The sequence below is a fragment of the Actinosynnema sp. NPDC059335 genome, from assembly GCF_042752395.1.
In the GTDB taxonomy this organism is placed as follows: domain Bacteria; phylum Actinomycetota; class Actinomycetes; order Mycobacteriales; family Pseudonocardiaceae; genus Actinosynnema.
The window spans coordinates 1-19,892 of sequence record NZ_JBHYXZ010000154.1 but is presented as its reverse complement, the minus strand read 5'-3'; the positions used below and the strand labels follow the sequence as shown (position 1 = coordinate 19,892).

Below are 19,892 nucleotides of genomic sequence, written 5' to 3'. Positions count from 1 at the left end.
GGGACACACGCGTGTGTCCTACGTCCGGGACCCGAGTGTCGAACGTTCGGGACCCCCGAGTTCCACGTTCGGGATGATCTTGTAGTGCTGCTTAACGCGCGGTCACGAGGTTTCACTTTTCTTGAAGACGGTCGTGGGGGACGGTGGCCTCATGACCGGACGTGGCGCGGTGCGGATGGGACTGCTGGCCCTGCTGTGGGGCTCCTGCTTCCTGTGGATCGACCTGGCCCTGACCGGCCTGTCGCCGGCGCAGATCACGGTCGCGCGCTCCGCGCTGGGCGCGGCCGTCCTGCTCGTCCTGGCCCGCGCGAGCGGGCAGCGGCTGCCCCGGGGGCTGTGGGGCCGGCTCCTGGTCGCCGCGTTCTTCTGCAACACCCTGCCGTTCCTGCTCTTCGCCGTGGGCCAGCAGACCGTCGACTCCGGCGTGGCGGGCGTCCTCAACGCCACGACCCCGCTGTTCTCCCTCCTCATCGGACTCGGGCTCGGCACGGACCGCGGCCTCACACCCGCCCGCGTCACCGGCCTGGTCCTCGGCTTCGCGGGCGTCCTGCTGATCTTCGCCCCCTGGCGGCACGGCGTGTCGGGCGTCGGCGCGCTCGCGCTGCTCGGCGCGGCGGTCAGCTACGCGGTCGCGTTCGCCTACATGGGGCGCAGGCTCGTCGGCCACGGCGGGCCGCTGGCCGTCTCGGCCGCCCAGCTCACCGCCGCCACCGGCCTGAGCGCCCTCCTGCTGCCGTTCGACCACGCCCCGACCACGCCCAACGCCACCGCGATCGCCGCCGTCGTGGTGCTCGGCGTCTTCGGCACCGGGGCCACGTTCGTCCTCAACTACCGGATCATCGCCGACGAGGGCCCGACCAGCGCCGCCACGGTCGGCTACCTGCTGCCCGTGGTCTCCGTCGCGCTGGGCGCGCTCGTGCTGGACGAGCCGCTGACGGTCCGCGTCGTGGCGGGCATGGCCGTGGTCCTGGTCGGTGTCGCCCTGACCCGCTCGCCCACGCCCGCCCGGACCGCGGGTGAGCCGGCCGGGCGCCGCTGAGGTTCCCGATGACGCCGTTCCGCCGACGGGACGTCCCCATCGGTGCCAAGCTCGACCCATGGGGACGACCGCGCTGGTGCTGCCGCTCGCGGACCGCGACGCGGACCTGGGGACGGTTGGCGGGAAGGGCGCCTCCCTGGCCCGGCTCGCCGCCGCCGGGCTGCCCGTGCCGGACGGCTTCCACCTGACCACCCACGCCTACCGCCGGTTCGCCGCGGACCTCGACGGCGAGATCCGCGCGGCGCTGTCCGGCGCCGACCCGGCCGCCGCCATCGCCTCCGCCTTCGAGCGCCGCGACCTGCCGGCGGACGTGGCCGACGCGATCCGCGCGCACCTGCCGGCCGGCCCGGTCGCGGTGCGGTCGTCGGCGACCGCCGAGGACCTGCCCGACCTGTCGTTCGCGGGCCAGCACGACACGTTCCTCGACGTGACCGGCCTCGACGCGGTGCTGGCCGCGGTCAAGCGCTGCTGGGCGTCGTTGTGGACGGCCCGGGCCATCGCCTACCGGGCCCGCCACGACATCACCGACGTGGCCATCGCCGTGGTGGTGCAGGAGATGGTGCCCGCCGAAGCGGCGGGTGTGCTGTTCACCGCCAACCCGGTCACGGGCGCGCGCACGGAGACCGTGGTCAACGCCGCGCCCGGCTCGGGGGAGGCCCTGGTGGGCGGGTCGGTCACGCCCGACGAGTACGTGGTGACCGCCGACGGCGGGATCCGCCGGTCGGGCGACCTGCTGCCCGACGCCCGGGTGCGGGAGCTGGCCGCGCTCGGCACGCGGATCCAGGACCTGTTCGGCGTGCCGGTGGACGTCGAGTGGGCCGTGGCGGGCGACCGGGTCGCGGTGCTCCAGGCGCGGCCGATCACCGCGCTCGCCGAGGTCTGGAACGACACCCTGCGCGGCGACTACCTGTGGACGTGCGCGAACCTGCGCGAAGCGGTGCCGAGCGTGATGACGCCCGCCACCTGGTCGCTCGCCCGCGCGCTCGCGCAACCCCCGATCGCCGGGCACCCCACGTCGGGCAACATCGGCGGCCGGTTCTACCTCAACCTCAGCGCCGCGCTGGCGGTCGGCCGGGCGCTCGGCCTCGGCCGCTTCCTGCTCCGGACCGCGGAGCAGCACTTCGGTCGCATCCCGGCGGGCGTGGAGGCGCCGCCGCTGCCGCTGTCGCGCCCGGCCGTGCTGCGCGCCGCGGTCGGCGCGGTGGTGCCGTTCCTGCGGCAGGGCCGGGAGTACCGGGCCAGGATCGACGGCCTGCTGGCCGCCGCGCCGGCCCGCGCGGAGCGGCTGCACGCCGCCTTCCGCGCCGCCGCCACGCCCGCCGAGCTGCTCGCCCTGTGGGAGTCCGACGTGCACGACGTGCTGCACGTGGAGGCCAGGGTGTTCGACGCCGGCGCGCGCACCGGCTCCCTGTCGGCGCTGAAGGTCCGCCGCCGGCTGGAGCGGCTGGTGGGGCCGGAGGACGCCACCGCGTTGCTGACCGGCGCGCACGGCGCGGCGGGGGAGCTGGAGAGCCTGGGCCCGGTGCTGGGCCTGGCCCGGCTGCGGCGCGGCGAGATCACCCGCGAGGACTACGTCCGGCAGTACGGCCACCGGTTCGCCGACGAGTTCGAGGTGTCCGCGCCGCGTCCGGCCGAGGACCCGGACTGGCCCCGCCCGGACGACCACGGCGTCGACCCGGAGGAGCTGCTGGCCCGGCAGGCGGCGGTGCGCGACGCCGCGTGGGAGCGGCTGCGGGCGGCGCACCCCGGCCGGGTCGCCGCGATGCGCCGCCGGGTGGCGCGGGTCGCCCGACTGGCCCGGCGGCGGGAACGCGCGCGGACGGAGTTCGCCCGCACGTTCGCCGTGCTGAGGGCGTTCCTGGTGCGCGCGGGCGAGGTGACCGGGCACGGCGACGCCGTGTTCTTCCTGTCGATCGACGAGACCGTGCGCGTGCTCGGCGGCGACGGGACGCCGCCGGCGGCGGTGCCGGCGCGGCGCGCCGCCTACGACCGGTACCGCGCGCTGCCGCCGTACCCGACGGTGATCCGCGGCCGGTTCGACCCCGAGGCGTGGGCCGCCGACCCGAACCGCCGGTCCGACGTCCACGACGCCTCCGCCGCACCCCCGGGCGACGAGGTGTCCGGCTTCCCCGGCGCGGCGGGCGTGGTGGAGGGCGTGGCGCGGGTCGTCCACGACGTCGCCGGGGGCGAGGCGCTGAAGCCGGGGGAGGTGCTGGTGACCACGGTGACGAACATCGGCTGGACCCCGCTGTTCCCGCGCGTCGCCGCCGTGGTCACCGACGTCGGCGCACCGCTGTCGCACGCCGCGATCGTCGCCCGCGAGCTGGGCATCCCGGCCGTCGTCGGCTGCGGCAACGCCACCTCCCGCATCAGGACCGGCGACCGCGTCCGGGTGGACGGCGGGCGCGGCGCGGTCACCGTGCTGGGCTGAGCCCGCGCGCCGGGGCTAGGTGCCCGGAGGCAGCACGGTCGCCGGGCACGCGGGAGCCGGTGCCGTGCGCGCTGTGCCGTGGTGACCCCGCCCTTCGTTCGAGTGACCGTTGCGGCAGCCGGAGTATTCCATTGCGGTGACGGGATCGTTACAGTCAGTTTCTGGGAACGCTCCCAGAAACGACAACGAAGGGGTTGTTGTGCGAAATCTGCTGGCGGCGGTGGCCGCTGTGGTGTCGATAGCCGGTTTGGTGGTGATCGGCGGGACCAGCACGGCGGGTGAGGCTCCCGTCTGCGCCGTGGACTACAAGCTCAACCAGTGGTCCAACGGGTTCACCGCCAACGTGACCGTGACCAACCAGTCCGCTCCGGTCACCTCGTGGAAGCTCACCTGGACCTTCTCGGGCAACCAGGCGGTCACCTCCGGGTGGAGCGCCGACGTGAGGCAGTCCGGCGCCGTGGTGACGGCGTCCAACATGCCGTGGAACGGCACGCTCGGCACGGGCGCGAGCGCCCAGTTCGGCTTCCAGGCGTCCTACAGCGGCACGAACGCGGTCCCGACCGACTTCGCGTTCAACGGCGTCTCGTGCGGCGGCGACGGTCCGACGACCACGTCCACGTGGCCCACGGACACGTTCACCACCACCACGACGACGACCACGTCCACGACGACGACCACGTCCACCGTGCCGGTCGGCTGCGGCACGGCGACGGTGTGCGACGACTTCGAGCAGCAGACCGGGTCCACCCCGGGCGGCCGCTGGACCGTCGGCGCGGCCAACTGCACCGGCCAGGGCTCGGTCGCCATCGACAGCTCGGTCGCGCACAGCGGCCGCAAGTCGGTGCGGGTCAACGGCGCGTCCGGCTACTGCAACCACATCTTCTTCGGCACGCCGATCTCCGGGTCGTCCACCGTGCACGGCCGGTTCTACGTCCGCCACACCACGGCCCTGCCGATGGCGCACGTGACCTTCATGGCCATGAAGGACGCGAACGACGGCGGCAAGGACCTGCGCATGGGCGGCCAGAACGCGGCGCTGCAGTGGAACCGCGAGTCCGACGACGCCACCCTGCCCGAGCAGAGCCCGACCGGCGTGTCGAAGAGCAAGCCGCTGCCGACCGGCCAGTGGAACTGCGTGCAGTTCACCGTCGACCCGGCGGGCCGGCTGTCCACCTCGCTGAACGGCTCGGTGGTCGAGGGCCTGGTGGCCGACGGCGTGTCCACGCCCGACATCGACTCCCAGTGGCTGCGCAAGACCAACTGGCGGCCCGGCGTCACCGACCTGCGGCTGGGTTGGGAGAGCTACGGCGACGGCGCGAACACCCTCTGGTACGACGACGTCGCGGTGGGCTCGTCCCCGATCGCCTGTTGAGCACGGACGTGGGGAGGGCCGGCGGACCGACCCTCCCCACGCGCCGGTGATCAGGCCGCGGTCACCGAGATGTCGTCCAGCACGAACGAGGTCTGGTAGGACCAGTCCTCCGCGCCGACGAAGCTCAGCGTGACGCTCTGGCCCGCGTACGCGCCCAGGTTGAAGGTGCGCACCTGGTAGCCCGACGGGTTGAGGTTGGTGTAGGTCGCCAGGGTGGTCGAGCCCGCCTTGACGGTCAGGGTGTCGAACACGTCCGGCTCGTACTCGTCGGTGCTGATCTTCAGCCACAGCGACAGCGTGGTGTTGGCGCAGCCCGCCGGGATGGTGACGGTCTGGCTCAGCGTCTCGGTGCTGGTGTAGCCGTAGCCGCCGATCCAGGAGGAGCGGGAGCCGGTGCGCGGCGCGCCCGCACCGGTCCAGGCGCCGATCGTCCAGGTGCCGTCGGACCAGCCGGTGGTGCCGCTCTCGAACCCGCCGTTGACCAGCTTCTCGCCGGGCGCGGCGCACGCGCCGCCGGCCGGGTTGACGGTCCAGGAGAACGTGGCGCTCGAGGACTTGCCGGCGCTGTCGGTCACCGTGGCGGTGACGGTGTAGGCGCCGGCGGTGGTCGGCGTGCCGGAGATCAGGCCGGTGCCGGCCGCGATCGCCAGGCCGGGCGGCAGGCCCGTGGCCGACCAGGTGTAGGGCGGGGTGCCGCCGGACGCCTTCAGCTGCAGGCTGGTGGCGACGCCGACGGTGCCGGTCTGGTTGCCCGGCGGGGTGACCGCGGGCGTGCCGGGGCCGGGGCCGCCGCCGGTGTTGACGAACAGCAGCTGGTTCGGCGAGCCGGTGCCGGGGCTGGTGATCTTGTTGGCGGTGGAGTTGGTGATCATCGCGGCGGCGACCTGCGCGGGCGTCAACGACGGCGTGGCGCCGAGCAGGAGGGCCGCGCCACCCGCGACGTGCGGCGCCGCCATGGACGTGCCGCTGATCGTGTTGGTGGCCGTGTCGTTGGTCATCCACGCCGAGGTGATGTTCTGGCCCGGGGCGAAGATGTCCGTGCACGTGCCCCAGTTGGAGAACGAGGCGCGGGCGTCGGTGTTGGTGGAGGCGTTCACCGTGATGGCCTCGGCGACGCGGGCCGGGGTGAAGTTGCAGGCGTTGGCGTTGGAGTTGCCCGACGCGATGGCGTAGGTGACGCCGTCGGCGATCGAGTTGCGCACCGCGGCCTCGCCGGTCGGGTCGCTGCCCGAGCCCCCGAGGCTCATGTTGGCCACGGCCGGGCCGGAGGTGTGGTGCCCGGTGACCCAGTCGATGCCCGCGGCGACGCCCGCGAACGAGCCGGAGCCCGAGCAGTTGAGCACCTTGACCGCGATCAGCCGCACGCCCTTGGCGACGCCGTGCGCGGTGCCGCCGACCGTGCCGGCGACGTGGGTGCCGTGGCCGTTGCAGTCGGTGTTGTTGGTGTCGACCGTGTTGGTGCCCCAGGACGCGCGCCCGCCGAAGTCGGAGTGCGTGGTCCGGATGCCGGTGTCGATGATGTACGCGGTGACGCCGGAGCCGTCGTTGGGGTAGGTGTAGGACGAGTCCAGCGGCAGGTCGCGCTGGTCGATCCGGTCCAGGCCCCAGGAGGGCGGGTTCGGCTGGGTCGCGGTGGTCTTGACCTCGCCGTTCTGCTGGACGTAGGCCACGCCGGGCTCGGCGGCGAGGCGGCGCGCGGCCCGTTCGGACAGCGTGCCCGCGAAGCCCTTGAGCGCGTGGCGGTAGGTGTAGTCGACCTTGGCGTCGTACTTGGCGCTGAGGTCGGCGGTGAGCGCGTCGACGCTCTGGGTGGACAGCTCGTCGTAGACGACGATGTAGCTGTCCTTGATGGCGGTCGGGTTGCCCGTGCCGACGATGTCGCCCTCGGCCGCGGCCGGTGTGGCGCCGGTGGCCAGCGCCGCGGCGGTGACCGCGACCGTGGCGAGCCCGATCAGGGCACGTCTGGATCCGCGAACGTCTCCCATTGCAGGGTTCTCCCTCGTGCAGGGGTTCCGGCAGGCCCACTGCGGGACGGGCCGGCCGGGGAGCGGAGGTTCTGCGATCACGTTCGCGCGGACGTGATCGGCAACGTTAGAGCAGCGCCGGGGACCGGACAATCGGCCGGCAGTGGGAACGACCTGCGGAGTTCCGAACGGCGACCGTTTCGGGGCGCGGTCGCCGCCCGGGTGCGGGGGAGGGGCTCGGCGGCGGCCTCAGGGCCTGCGGCCGCGGAACGTGCGGCGCAGGTCGTCCACCCACGCGTCGGGGTTCTCCCAGGGGATGAAGTGGCCGCCGCGGTCGTGGGCGGTGACGTTGACGTGGTTGAACCACCCGGCCAGGGGACCGTCGCGGAATGCGCGGACGCGGTCCTCGGCGGTGTGCACGCCCGGCGGGTTCTCGTGGGTGACGAAGGTGATGCCGACCGGGGCCTGCACGACCGGGGTGCGGTCGTGGGAAGGGCTCCAGGGGTGGCGGTTGGCGTTGGCGTAGTAGCGCATCGACGTGGCGATGGAGTTGTTCACCCAGTAGATCGTGGCGTGGGTGAGCAGGTCGTCCTTGGTGAACACCGATTCGACGTCGCCGCCGTTGTCGCTCCAGGCGTGCCAGCGGCGCAGCAGCCAGGCGAGCAGCCCGGCGGGGGAGTCGCTCAGCGCGTGGGCGAGGGTGGCCCCGTCGAGCACGTGCACCGCGAGGTGCGAGGCCCAGCGGTGGTCCAGCTCGACGATGCGGGCCCGGACGTCGGCGGGCTGGTCGTCGGTGAGGTGCCGGTTGCGGGCGAAGTCCCAGGCGCGGGGGCCGGTGAAGAAGTCGAGCGGCAGCCCGGAGCCGATGTGGATGCCGTACAGCGAGTCGGCGTACTTGTGGCCGAGCTGGCTGGAGACGATCCCGCCGATGTCGCAGCCTCCCGCCGCGTACCGGTCGTGGCCGAGGGTCCCGGTCATCAGGCTGTGCCAGAGGTCGGCGACCTTCCAGAAGTTGACGTCCGGGAAGCCGGTCAGCGGGCCGGGGAAGCCGAAGCCGGGCAGCGACGGCACGATGACGTCGAACGCGTCGGCGGGGTCGCCGCCGGTCGCGGCCGGGTCGGCGAGCGGGTCGATCACCTTCGACCAGTGCCAGAACGTCCACGGCCAGCCGTGGGTGAGGATGAGCGGGATCGGGCGGGGGCCGCGGCCGGGTTTGCGCAGGAAGTGCACCGGGACGCCGTCGACGGTGACCCGGTGGTGCTCGTAGGCGTTGATGGCGGCCTCGGCCTCGCGCCAGTCGTAGCCGTCGCGCCAGTGGGCGACCAGCTCGCGGAGGTAGCCCGCCGGGACGCCGTAGGACCAGTCCTCGTTCCCCTCGTCCACCGGCGGGCGGGTGAGCGCGAGCCGGGCGCGCAGGTCGTCCAGGACCTCGTCGGGCACGTGGATCGGCGTGGGCTCCAGGGGGAACGCGGTCATGGCGTGGTTCCTCTTCCCGCGGCGACGGGCCGGACACCCCGATGGGATGACGCTCGCCCCACTGGTCAATGATCTCGATAACTTCAGTGTTGACTAAAACGAGTCTTGCCCCGGTGGCTCGGGCACCACCGGGGCAGGACTCCACCAAAAACGGCCGGGACGATCAACCGGCGACGTACTGCCGGAGGTGCTGGGCGGTCAGCGTGCCGCCGTGCTCGACCAGGTCGGCCGGGGTGCCGGTGAAGACGACGCGGCCGCCGTCGTGGCCCGCCCCGGGGCCGAGGTCGATGATCCAGTCGGCGTGCGCCATGACGGCCTGGTGGTGCTCGATCACGATCACCGTGTTGCCGTCGTCCACGAGCCGGTCGAGCAGGGCGAGCAGCTGGTCCACGTCGGCGAGGTGCAGGCCGGTGGTGGGCTCGTCCAGGACGTAGGTGGACGCCTTCTCGGCCATGTGGATGGCGAGCTTGAGCCGTTGCCGCTCGCCGCCGGAGAGGGTGGTGAGGGGCTGGCCGAGGGAGAGGTAGCCGAGGCCGACGTCGACCAGCCGGTCGAGGATCGCCTTGGCCTGCTTCTCGGTGAAGAAGTCGCGGGCCTCGGTGACGGACATGGCGAGGACCTCGCTGATGTTCTTGCCGCGCAGGGTGTGGGTGAGGACTTCGGCGGTGAACCGCTTGCCCTCGCACTTCTCGCACACGGTGGCGACGCCGGCCATCATCGCGAGGTCGGTGTAGACGAGGCCGATGCCCTTGCACTGGGGGCAGGCGCCTTCGGAGTTGGCGCTGAAGAGGGCGGGTTTGACGCCGTTGGCCTTGGCGAAGGCGGTGCGGACGGGGTCGAGCAGGCCGGTGTAGGTGGCGGGGTTGGAGCGGCGGGAGCCGCGGATGGGCGACTGGTCGACGGTGACGACGTCGTCGCGGTGGGCGAGGGAGCCGTGGACGAGGGAGCTCTTGCCGGATCCGGCGACGCCGGTGACGGCGGTGAGGACGCCGAGGGGGATGTCGACGCTGACGTCCTTGAGGTTGTGCAGGGTGGCGCCGGTGATGGGGAGCCGGCCGGTGGGGGTGCGGACGTGGTCACGGAGGCGGGCGCGGTGGTCGAGGTGGCGGCCGGTGAGGGTGTCGGAGGCGCGGAGTTCGGCGACGGTGCCGGTGAAGGTGATGTGGCCGCCGGCGGCGCCGGCGCCGGGTCCGAGGTCGACCACGTGGTCGGCGATGCGGATGGTCTCGGGTTTGTGCTCGACCACGAGGACGGTGTTGCCCTTGTCGCGCAGGCGCAGGAGGAGTTCGTTCATGCGCTGGATGTCGTGGGGGTGCAGGCCGGTGGTGGGTTCGTCGAAGACGTAGGTGATGTCGGTGAGGGCGGAGCCGAGGTGGCGGACCATCTTGACGCGTTGGGCCTCGCCGCCGGAGAGGGTGGCGGCGGGTCGGTCGAGGCTGAGGTAGCCGAGGCCGATCTCCACGAGGTTGTCGAGGAGTTCCTTGAGGGTGGTGAGCATGGGGCCGACGGAGGGGTCGGTGATCTTGGCGACCCAGTCGGCGAGGTCGCTGATCTGCATGCTCGAGCAGTCGGCGATGGTGAGGCCGTCGATCTTGGAGGAGAGGGCGGCGGCGTTGAGGCGGGCGCCGTGGCAGTCGGGGCAGGTGGTGAAGGTGACGGCGCGGTCGACGAAGGCGCGGATGTGGGGTTGGAGGGATTCGCGGTCCTTGCCGAGGTAGAGGCGTTGGACTTTGACGAGGAGTCCTTCGTAGGTGACGTTGGTCTTGCCGATTTTGACTTTGGTGGTGTCGCGGTTGAGGAGGGCGTCCCATTCTTCGTCGGTGAAGTCCTGGAGTTTTTTGTCGGGGTCGTAGAAGCCGGAGTGGACGTAGGTCTGGACGTACCAGTTGTCGACGGTGAAGCCGGGGACGGTGATGGCGCCTTCGTTGAGCGATCTGGTGCGGTCGACGAGTTGGTCGGGGTCGACGGTGGAGACGCGGCCGAGTCCTTCGCAGTGGGTGCACATGCCTTCGGGGAGGTTGAAGCTGAAGGCGGCGGAGGTGCCGATGTGGGGTCGGCCGAGTCGGCTGAAGAGGATGCGGAGCATGGTGTGGGCGTCGGTGGCGGTGCCGACGGTGGAGCGGGAGTTGGCGCCCAGGCGTTCCTGGTCGACCACGATGGCGGCGCTGAGGTTGCGGAGGGCGTCGACGTCGGGGCGGCCGAGGCTGGGCATGAAGGATTGGATGAAGGCGGTGTAGGTCTCGTTGATGAGTCGTTGTGACTCGGCGGCGATGGTGCCGAAGACGAGGGAGGACTTGCCGGAGCCGGAGACGCCGGTGAAGACGGTGAGGCGGCGTTTGGGGATGTCGAGGGAGATGTCGGCGAGGTTGTTCTCGCGGGCGCCGCGGACCTGGATGGCGTCGTGGCTGTCGGCGGGTGCGGGCATGCGTGTTTTCCCCCTGGTTTGTTTATGTCGTAAGGTGACCGGCGCACGATACTTTAGGGCGTAAAGGGGCGGCAAGTGGCGGTGTTCGCGGGGCAGGGTGACGCGGGGCGGTCGTTGCGGTTGTTGTGGCGTGCGCCGGGTGGTGGTGGTCCGGGGTTGTCGGTGGACGCGATCGTGGACGCGGCGGTGGAGGTGGCGGACCGGGAGGGTTTGGCGGGGTTGTCGATGCGGGCGGTGGGGGAGCGGTTGGGGCGTTCGGCGATGGCGTTGTACGCGTACGTGCCGGGCAAGGCGGAGTTGGTGGACCTGATGTGCGACCGGGTGTTGGGCGGGTTCCCGGCGGAGTACCCGGTGGACGCCGGGTGGCGGGTGGCGTTGCGGGCGTGGGCGGTGGACGCGCGGGGGTTCTTCCTGGCGCACCCGTGGGTGTTGCAGGTGTCGCAGGCGCGGCCGGTGTTGGGGCCGAACGAGTTCGCGATGGTGGAAGGGTTGCTGGGGATCCTGCGGTCGACGGGGTTGGGTGCGCCGGTGGTGCGGGGTGTGGTGGGTGCGGTGGTGCAGTTCGTGCGGGGTGCGGCGGGGGTGGTGGCGGAGGCGCGGCGGGCGGCGCGGGAGACGGGGTTGTCGGACGAGGAGTGGTGGTGGTCGCGGTCGGGGGTGTTGGCGGAGGTGGCGCCGGATTTCGCGGAGCGGTTCCCGTTGTCGGCGTGGTTGGCGGCGGAGGGGCCGGGAGCGGGGGTGTCGTTCGTGGAGCGGGGTGCGGTGGAGGCGTTCGAGGTGGGGTTGGAGGTGTTGTTGGACGGTGTGGAGGCGGCGGTGGCGCGGGCCGGTGGGGCGTCGTCGGTGGGGTAGGGTGTGGCGGTTCGCGCGGCTGGGGGAGGTGGGACCCATTTTCGGTGGTGTGCGTCGGGTCGCTTCCGGCCGTGTCGTGGCGGTGTGAGGGGCGCCCGCGGGTTTCTTCGCGAGAGGCGTTTCACGGTGAGGGTCTTCGAGGTCGTCGCGCGGCTGCGTGCCGCGGGTTGTGTGTTCGCCGAGGACGAGGCGCGGGTGTTGGTGGAGGCCGCGCGTGGTCCGGAGGAGTTGGCGTCGTTGACGGCGCGTCGGGTGGCGGGGGCGCCGTTGGAGCACGTGGTGGGGTGGGCGGAGTTCTGCGGGTTGCGGGTGGTGGTGGGTCCGGGGGTGTTCGTGCCGCGGCGGCGGACGGGGTTGTTGGCGCGGTTGGCGGTGGAGGGGGCGCGGCCGGGTGGGGTGGTGGTGGATCTGTGTTGCGGGTCGGGTGCGGTGGGTGCGGTGGTGGTGGACCGGGTGCCGGGGGTGGAGTTGCACGCGGTGGACGTGGATCCGGTGGCGGTGGCGTGTGCCCGGCGGAACGTGGGTGGGGGTCGGGTGTACGAGGGTGATCTGTACGGGCCGTTGCCGGTGTCGTTGGCGGGGCGGGTGGAGGTGTTGGTGGCGAACGCGCCGTACGTGCCGACGGGGTCGATCGGGTTGATGCCGCCGGAGGCGCGGGAGTTCGAGCCCCGGGTGGCGTTGGACGGCGGGGTGGACGGGTTGGCCGTGCAGCGGCGGGTGGTCGCGGGTGCGGCGCGGTGGTTGGCGCCGGGTGGTGTGGTGTTGGTGGAGACGGGTGCGGTGCAGGCGGCGGGCACGGTGGAGGCGTTCGCGCGGGGTGGGTTGTGCGCGGAGGTGGTGTCGGACGAGGAGTTGTCGGCGACGGTGGTGGTGGGTCGGTTCGGGGTCAGGTGACGGCGTCGTCGGGGTCGCGGGCGGGTTCGACGGCGAGGCGGGCGGTGGCGCGGGGGCCGTCGGTGTGGAGGGCGGCGCCGGCTTTGCGGAGGGCGGCGAGGGCGGCGTGGTTGTCGGTGGTGGTGTGGGCGACGAGGGTGGTGATGCCGCGTCGGGCGGCTTCGTCCTTGAGGCGGTGGAGGGTGGCGGGGCCGGTGCCGCGGCCGCGGGCGCAGCGGACGAGCCACATGCCGATGTCGCCGTGGGCGGTGAGGCGGGCCATGCCGACGGTGCGGTCGCCGTCGACGATCTCGTAGGCGTCGGGTTGGAGGTCGCGGTAGAAGTCGCGGAACTCGTCGGGTCGGTCGACGGTCCAGCCGGGTGGCATGACGTCGGCGGGGTCGGTGTCGGCGACGGCGAGGCCGAGGAGGCGTTCCACTCCGGAGTCGTCGAGGGGTCGCAGGTGGATCACTTCGCCAGCTCCTTCTCCAGTGGGGTGCGGAAGCGGGGGATGACGCGTGCGCCGTCGAGGCGGGTGGCGAGTCGTTCGGCGGCGCGGGTGATGGCGGCGCGGGCGTCGGCGCCGACGTCGTCGAGGAGGCGCCAGGCGATGTCGCCGTCGGGGCGTTGGGCCCAGCCTCCGACGACGGCGCCGCGCCACCAGACGGTGGGGCCGACGTTGCCGGCGGTGTCGAACAGGTGGGGGCGGTGTCGGTCGGGGAGGTACCAGTCGCGGGTCTGCCAGCCCATGGGGGTGGGGTCGAGGGCGGGCAGGAGGGCGGCGGCGGGTTCGGGTTCGGGGACGGGGTCGAGGTCGTCGGGCAGGGCGTGGCCGGGGCCGGTGGTGAGGGTGACCTGGACGGCGCCGGCGGCGGCGAGGGCCTGGCGGGTGTGGGCGAGGGTCCAGCCGGTCCACCACTTGAGGTCGGTTTCGGTGCCGGGTCCGTAGGAGGCGAGCCAGCGGCGGGCGAGTTCGGCGCGGGCCCCGGCGGGGTCGAGGTCGGGCCAGGGTGTGGCGGGTTCCCAGCGGAACTGGGTGCCGAGCCAGGTGCCGAGGGGGCGGCCGCGGCGGATGCGGCCGTCGGCGGCGAGGACGCGGATGATGCGGCTGGAGACGTTCTGGCGGGTTTCGTAGCGCTTGCCGGGTGCGACGAGGACCTGTTCGAGGAGGGCGGGGACGTCGCGGGTGAGTTCGGTGGTGGTGGCCCGACCGCGGCGGCGCAGGGCCGCGAGGGTGTCCTCTTCGACCTCGGCGAGGCGTTCCGGGGTCCAGCCGAGTCCGTCGGCGAGGTGGGTGAGGAGCTTGCGGCGTTCGGCGGCGGCGATGGCGGCGCCCGCGGCGGCCTGGACGACGGGTGCGGTGTCGGCGGTGACGGCGAACATGGTGCGGCGCATGCACAGCAGGCGGACGAGGGTGTGCCGGTCGTAGAAGGCGGCTTCGACGGCGGCGACGGAGGGGTCGCGGAGGCGGGCGCAGGCGGAGAGGTAGACGGTGGCGGGGTCGGTGGCGTGCAGCCCGACGAGGGCGTCGGCGACCTGCTCGGGTGTGTCGGTGGGGCGGGCGAGCAGGTGGCGGGTGGCGAGGCGGGCTCGTCGCTGTGCGTCGTCGATCGTGGCGGGCGTCACCCGTCCATCCTCGGCGATTTACCCTGTTCGGCGGAACCGGGATTCGCGGGATCCGGGTGTGGGGCGACTGGGGGCGCGATGTCGGCGACGCGGCTGCTGGTGCTCGGTGTGGTGCGCGGGTACGGGCGTGCGCACGGCTACCTGGTGGGGAACGACCTGATGTCGTGGGGTGCGGGGGAGTGGGCGAACGTCAAGTGGGGGTCGATCTACCACGCGTTGAAGCAGTTGGCGAAGGAGGGGCGGCTGGTCGACGTGGAGGTGCCGCCGGCGCGCACGGACTACGAGATCACCCCGGAGGGGGAGGTGGAGTACCGGCGGTTGTTGCGGGAGGCGTTGCGGCGTCCGGGGACGCGGCCGGACCTGCTGGCGGCGGGGTTGGCGATGTTGCCGTCGTTGGGGCGGGCGGAGGCGGTGGGGTTGTTGACGGAGCGGTTGGCGGCGTTGGAGGCGCGGCGGGACGCGGCGCGGGCGCGGGCGGCGGAGTGGGGTGGGCCGCCGCACGTGACGGAGCTGTTCGGGCTGTGGGAGCACACCGCGTCGGGTGGGGTGGGGTGGACGCGGGGGTTGTTGGCGCGGTTGGGGGACGGGGCGTACCGGATGGCGGGCGAGCCGGGATCGCCGGGTGAGCCGGGCAGCTGGGGTAGGCTCAAATTTGAGTAGCGAGGGGGAGCGCTGAACACAGGGTTGGAGCGGTGCGCGGTCGTGTTCGAGGCCGCCGACCCGCCACGCACGTCCACCGTCGTCTTCTACCCCGCCGCGGACGCGCCCGGTGACGTCGCGGGCTTCGACGACCGGGTCACCGTGGCCGCGCCCGACGGCGCCCGGCGCGCGGTGCCCGCGGTGCGGCTGCCGGTGGCCGAGGCCGTGCCGCTGCTGAGCCGGGCCCGCCGGGCCGCGCACGCCCACCCGGCGGCCGCGTTCTGGGGCGCGGCGGTGGTGGTGGCGTTGCAGCTGGTGGCGCGCGGCCGGGTGCGGCCGGCGGTGACCGACGGCGACTTCGACGCGTGGCTGCTGGGGCCGTTGGACGCCGCGGACCACGCGCGGGTGCGCGACCTGGCCGCGGCGATGCCGCCGCACGCGCGGGCCGTGCCGCTGCCGGGGCGCGACCCGCTGGAGCTGCCCGACGCCGAGCCGCTGCTGCGCGCGTTCCTCGACGCCGTGGCCGACACCATGCCGCGCGGCGCGGCGGCCGTGCACGCGGCGGGCGGCCCGGCGTTCGCGGCCGTGGCCCCGCAGCGGGTGCCGCACCTGCGGGAGTGGGCCGACCAGGGCGTGCGGGTGTCGTTGCGGATCGAGGGCTTCGGCCCGTTCCGGGCCGTGGTGCAGGTGCACAGCCTGGCCGAGCCGGCGCACGTGGTGGACGCCGCGGAGCTGTGGGCGTCGGCGACGCGGCGGTCGCGGTCCGACGCGCTGGTCGCGGTGCGCCGGGCCGCCCGCGCGTGGGCGCCGCTGGAGCGGCTGCTGGACCGGCCGGTGCCCGACGAGGTGGCGTTGCCGGACTCCGACGTGGAGGACCTGCTGGCCCGGGGCGCGGTCCGGCTGGCCGCCGCGGGCGTGGACGTGCACTGGCCCAGGGACCTGGTGCGGGATCTGTCGGCGAAGGTCGTCATCGGCGACCGCCCTGCCGACCGGCCCTCGTTCTTCGGCCCCGACCAGCTCACGTCGGTGGACTGGCGGCTGGCGCTGGGCGACGACCCGCTGACGCCCGCCGAGCTGGACGTGCTCGCCGAGGCCACCCGGCCGGTCGTGCGGCTGCGGGACCGGTGGACGCTGGTCGACCCCGAGCTGGCCCGCCGCGCCCGCGAACGCGACCTCAAACCGGTCTCCGCCATCGACGCGCTCGGCGCGGCCCTGACCGGCACGACCACGGTCGACGGCGTCCAGGTCGAGGTCGCCGCCACCGGCTGGCTGGAGGAGCTGCGGTCGCGCCTGACCGACCTGGACGACGAGCCGATCGCCGCGCCCGCGGCGCTGACCGCGACCCTGCGCGACTACCAGCTGCACGGCCTGCGCTGGCTGCACCGCATGACCTCGCTGGGCCTGGGCGCCTGCCTGGCCGACGACATGGGCCTGGGCAAGACCGTCACGCTCATCGCGCTGCACCTGCACCGCGCCGCCCACGACGCCGGCCCCACGCTGGTGGTGTGCCCGGCGTCGCTGATGGGCAACTGGCAGCGCGAGGTCGAGCGGTTCGCGCCCGGTGTGCCCGTGCGCCGCTTCCACGGCCCGCGCCGCGAGGTCGCGCACGAGGGTTTCGTGCTCACCACCTACGGCACGATGCGCCTGGACGCCGACCGGCTCGCCGGCGTCGAGTGGGGCCTGGTCGTGGCGGACGAGGCGCAGCACGTGAAGAACCCGACCTCCGACACCGCCCGCGCGCTGCGCCGCATCCCGGCCCGCGCCCGCGTCGCCCTCACCGGCACCCCGGTGGAGAACGCCCTGGCGGACCTGTGGGCGATCCTCGACTGGACCACTCCCGGGCTGCTCGGCACCCGCGCCGCGTTCAAGGCCCGCTGGGCCGGGCCCATCGAGGCCGACCACGACCGCGACACCGCCGAGCGGTTCGCCCGGCTCGTGCGGCCGTTCCTGCTGCGCCGCCGCAAGACCGACCCCGGCATCGCGCCCGAGCTGCCGCCCAAGACCGAGACGGACCGGCCGGTCGCGCTCACCCGCGAGCAGGCCGCCCTGTACGAGGCGGTCGTGCGGGAGCTGATGGCCGAGGTCCGCGAGGCCGACGGCATCGCCCGCCGCGGCCGGGTCGTCAAGCTCCTCACCGGCCTCAAGCAGGTGTGCAACCACCCCGCCCAGTACCTGAAGGAGACCTCGCCGCGCCTGGCCGGCCGTTCCGGCAAGCTCGAACTGCTCGACGAGCTGCTCGACACGATCCTCGCCGAGGACGGCGCGGTGCTCGTGTTCACCCAGTACGTCGCCATGGCCCGCCTGCTCGAACGCCACCTGGGCGGCCGGGGCGTCCCCACCCAGCTCCTGCACGGCGGCACGCCCGTCGCCGCCCGCGAGGAGATGGTGCGCCGCTTCCAGGACGGGCGGTGCCCGGTGTTCCTGCTGTCGCTCAAAGCCGCCGGCACCGGCCTCAACCTCACCCGCGCCGACCACGTCGTGCACTACGACCGGTGGTGGAACCCGGCCGTCGAGGACCAGGCCACCGACCGCGCCCACCGCATCGGCCAGACCCGGCCCGTGCAGGTGCACCGCCTCATCGCCGAGGGCACCATCGAGGACCGCATCGCCGCCCTGCTGCGCGCCAAGCGCGACCTCGCCGACGCCGTCCTGGCCCGCGGCGACGCCGCGTTCACCGAACTGACCGACGACGAGCTGGGCAACCTGGTCGAACTCCGGAGCGGCACATGAGCGACCGCGTCAAGGGCTTCCCCGCGTTCGGCAAGGGCGTGCGCCGGGCCCGTTCCTGGTGGGGTCGGGCGTGGCTGCAGGCGCTGGAGGACACGTCGCTGGACCAGGCGCCGCTGCGGCAGGGCCGCCGGTACGCCCACGCGGGCCTCGTCGGCACCATCACCGTCAGCCCCGGCCGGCTGGCCGCCACCGTCTACGACACCGAGGACACCTACCGGACCGCCGTCCACCTCACCCCGCTCACCGACGCCGAGTGGGACCGGTTCCTGCGCCAGGTCGCCGCCAAGACCGGCCACCTCGCCGCGCTGCTCGACCGGGACATGCCGCGCGAACTGGTCGACGCCGCCACCGACGCGGGCGTGCCGCTGCTGCCCGGGATCGGCGACCTCGACCCCGAGTGCACCTGCCCCGGCTGGGAACTGCCCTGCCGCCACGCCGCCGCCCTCTGCCACCAGGCGTCCTGGCTCCTCGACGCCGACCCGTGGGTCCTGTTGCTGCTGCGCGGCCGCACCCGGGACGAGGTCGTCGCCGGCGCGCGACCCGCGACCGGCGTGCCCGCCACCGTCGCCTACGCCGATCCCGTCCCCGACCTGCCCGACGACCCGCCGCCCGCCGAACCCGGCCCGCTGCCCGAGTTCGACCCCGCGCCCGGCCTCGACGTCGCCGCGCTGCGGCTGCTCGTCGCCGACGCCGCCGCCAAGGCCCGCGACGTCCTCGCCACCGGCCACTGGCCCGCGCCCGACGACCGCCGCGACCGCGTCCGCATGGCCGCCACCCACCCCGACCTGCGTGCCCGGCTCGACGTCGACCCGCGTGCCGTCCGCGCCTGGCGGCAGGGCGGCGCGCCCGCGCTCGACGTCCTCGAACACCCCTGGACCCCGGACCGCGCCGACACCGCCCGCGCCCGCGCCGCCTGGACCCGCGGCGAACTGCCCGAACCCGTCGTGTGGCGCAACCGCTGGACCGTCGAGGACCGCCAACTGCGCTACGGCCGCGACGGCCGCTGGTACCCCTACCGTGCCACCGACGGCGCCTGGTGGCCGACCGGCACCCCGCACCGCGACCCCACCGCCGCCCTCGCCGACACCGACTGAACCCCGCGTGCGGCGTCACCGGACGACGGTCGCGGTTCGCGGTGGCGACGGAGACTTGAGGACGAAGTCCGCACGGTGCCGACAAGCGGATCCTCGACGCCGTCCCCCGCCGCCACCCCGTAGACCGGTTGAGGGGGCCGGGGTGGGCCGGTAGCGTCGGTCCCGTCCGGCTGATCAAGGTTCGGGTGTCCGGGAGGTCGATCATGACGTGCGTGGTTTCCGGTGGAGTCACGATCGCTCCGGCCGGGGAGCGCGCCGCCCGCTGACCGTGCCGCCGACACGGCGTCGGCCGTAGCGGCCAGACAGAGCGCGCACCCCTCCTCGACTCGGAGCGGTCCTCACCGGCCCGCGGGGTTCCTCCCCCGGGCCGCAGGCATCGCCGCGCGCGGTGCCGTGACCCGCGTACCGCACTCCACGAGGAGAAATCCGTGCGTCCCGCACAATCCGGACCACCCGCACAGCCGTTGACCGCGGCCGAAGGCGGACCGAGCGACGTCACTTACTCCGACGGGACCGTCCTGCGTCCCGCCCGACCCTGGACCACGACCGTCCACGCGTTGCTGCGCCACCTGGAGGACGTCGGCTTCACCGGCGCGCCCCGCGTGGTCGGCGACGGCATCGACGCCGACGGCAACGAAGTCCTGACCTACCTCGACGGAACCATCGTGCACCCGCACGCGTGGACCGACGAGGGCGTCCGGCAGGCCGGTGCGCTGCTGCGCGACCTGCACGACGCCACCGCCGGGTTCCGGCCGCCGCCCGACGCGGTGTGGCAGCCCTGGTGGATGCGCCACACCGGCCCCGACACCGTGATCGGGCACTGCGACGCCGGTCCGTGGCACATCGTGGCCCGCGACGGCCTCCCCGTCGGGCTCGTCGACTGGACCCTCGCCGGCCCCGTCGACCGACTCGGCGAGATCGCCGCCGCGGCGTGGTGGAACGCCCAGTTGCACGACGACGACGTCGCCGAGCGCAACGACCTGCCCGACGCGGACCACCGCGCCCGGCAGCTGGGACTGTTCCTCGACGGCTACGGCCTCCCGTCCCGCGACCGGGACGGGCTCGTCGGCCGGATGATCGAGTTCGCGATCCGCGACTGCGCCGCCGAGGCGACGTACGCGGGGATCACCCCGGACTCGACCGACCCGGGGCCGCTGTGGGCGCTGTCCTGGCGGGCCCGGTCGGCCGCCTGGATGATCCGCCACCGAGGACTGCTGGAAGGGGCCGTCCGGGGTTAGCCCGGGCCGCTCACGCAGGCAGTCGTGGGGCAGGGGGGGGGGGCGGGCCCCCCCCCCCGGCCAGATAAAAAAAAAAAAAACCCCCCCAAAAAAACACAAAAAAGTAGGAGGGGGGGGGGGGGTAAGTCTGGGG

General features: G+C 73.8%; 14 protein-coding genes. 9 read left to right on the top strand and 5 right to left on the bottom strand.

The annotated features are described in order from the left end of the window. The first annotated feature begins 151 nt into the window (after positions 1-151). The 3 genes from ACFXGA_RS32970 (at position 152) to ACFXGA_RS32960 (ending at position 4,842) form a co-directional block, all read left to right on the top strand. Positions 152-1,039 (top strand): DMT family transporter, encoded by an 888-nt coding sequence (locus ACFXGA_RS32970; protein ID WP_378094775.1) that lies wholly within the window; start codon positions 152-154, stop codon positions 1,037-1,039. 58 nt (positions 1,040-1,097) lie between these two features. Beyond that, positions 1,098-3,470, top strand: coding sequence for a PEP/pyruvate-binding domain-containing protein (locus ACFXGA_RS32965; RefSeq protein ID WP_378094773.1), 2,373 nt, complete (start codon positions 1,098-1,100; stop codon positions 3,468-3,470). A gap of 199 nt (positions 3,471-3,669) precedes the next feature. Beyond that, entirely contained in the window at positions 3,670-4,842 is a 1,173-nt protein-coding gene (locus ACFXGA_RS32960) for a cellulose-binding domain-containing protein (protein ID WP_378094771.1), read from the top strand. Between the two features lie 50 nt (positions 4,843-4,892). Here the strand turns inward: ACFXGA_RS32960 and ACFXGA_RS32955 are convergent, their stop codons facing one another. From ACFXGA_RS32955 to ACFXGA_RS32945, 3 genes are all read right to left on the bottom strand, one after another. Continuing rightward, a complete protein-coding gene (locus tag ACFXGA_RS32955) occupies positions 4,893-6,827 on the bottom strand; it encodes a S8 family peptidase (RefSeq protein ID WP_378094769.1) in 1,935 nt (644 codons plus the stop codon). A 228-nt stretch (positions 6,828-7,055) separates the two neighbouring features. Continuing rightward, positions 7,056-8,282 (bottom strand): epoxide hydrolase family protein, encoded by a 1,227-nt coding sequence (locus tag ACFXGA_RS32950; protein WP_378094767.1) that lies wholly within the window; start codon positions 8,280-8,282, stop codon positions 7,056-7,058. A gap of 163 nt (positions 8,283-8,445) precedes the next feature. Next, positions 8,446-10,707, bottom strand: coding sequence for an ATP-binding cassette domain-containing protein (locus ACFXGA_RS32945; protein WP_378094765.1), 2,262 nt, complete (start codon positions 10,705-10,707; stop codon positions 8,446-8,448). 75 nt (positions 10,708-10,782) lie between these two features. Here ACFXGA_RS32945 and ACFXGA_RS32940 point away from each other — a divergent pair, with 75 nt between their 5' ends. Next, positions 10,783-11,559, top strand: a complete 777-nt coding sequence (locus ACFXGA_RS32940; RefSeq protein WP_378094763.1) for a TetR/AcrR family transcriptional regulator — start codon at positions 10,783-10,785, stop codon at positions 11,557-11,559. A 126-nt stretch (positions 11,560-11,685) separates the two neighbouring features. Next, complete coding sequence (locus tag ACFXGA_RS32935) at positions 11,686-12,453, top strand: putative protein N(5)-glutamine methyltransferase (protein WP_378094761.1); 768 nt, start codon at positions 11,686-11,688, stop codon at positions 12,451-12,453. On the opposite strand, the gene ACFXGA_RS32930 is transcribed toward ACFXGA_RS32935, so the two are convergent. Both ACFXGA_RS32930 and ACFXGA_RS32925 read right to left on the bottom strand, forming a co-directional pair. Continuing rightward, positions 12,446-12,904, bottom strand: a complete 459-nt coding sequence (locus ACFXGA_RS32930; protein WP_378094760.1) for a GNAT family N-acetyltransferase — start codon at positions 12,902-12,904, stop codon at positions 12,446-12,448. The two genes, ACFXGA_RS32935 and ACFXGA_RS32930, sit on opposite strands and share 8 nt — an antisense overlap. Further along, positions 12,901-14,058, bottom strand: coding sequence for a winged helix DNA-binding domain-containing protein (locus ACFXGA_RS32925; RefSeq protein ID WP_378094758.1), 1,158 nt, complete (start codon positions 14,056-14,058; stop codon positions 12,901-12,903). Before ACFXGA_RS32925 ends, ACFXGA_RS32930 begins: the two co-directional genes overlap by 4 nt. Positions 14,059-14,136: 78 nt before the next feature. On the opposite strand from ACFXGA_RS32925, the gene ACFXGA_RS32920 reads away from it, so the two are divergent. The 4 genes from ACFXGA_RS32920 (at position 14,137) to ACFXGA_RS32905 (ending at position 19,759) form a co-directional block, all read left to right on the top strand. Beyond that, complete coding sequence (locus ACFXGA_RS32920; RefSeq protein WP_378094757.1) at positions 14,137-14,718, top strand: PadR family transcriptional regulator; 582 nt, start codon at positions 14,137-14,139, stop codon at positions 14,716-14,718. Positions 14,719-14,760: 42 nt separating this feature from the next. Further along, positions 14,761-17,427 carry a DEAD/DEAH box helicase gene (locus ACFXGA_RS32915; protein ID WP_378094755.1) on the top strand — a complete coding sequence of 889 codons (2,667 nt, stop codon included), beginning with the start codon at positions 14,761-14,763 and terminating at the stop codon, positions 17,425-17,427. Further along, positions 17,424-18,521, top strand: coding sequence for an SWIM zinc finger family protein (locus ACFXGA_RS32910; protein WP_378094753.1), 1,098 nt, complete (start codon positions 17,424-17,426; stop codon positions 18,519-18,521). Before ACFXGA_RS32915 ends, ACFXGA_RS32910 begins: the two co-directional genes overlap by 4 nt. A 557-nt stretch (positions 18,522-19,078) precedes the next feature. Next, positions 19,079-19,759: a hypothetical protein gene (locus ACFXGA_RS32905; RefSeq protein ID WP_378094752.1), complete on the top strand. Its 681-nt coding sequence runs from the start codon at positions 19,079-19,081 to the stop codon at positions 19,757-19,759. Positions 19,760-19,892: the final 133 nt, after the last annotated feature.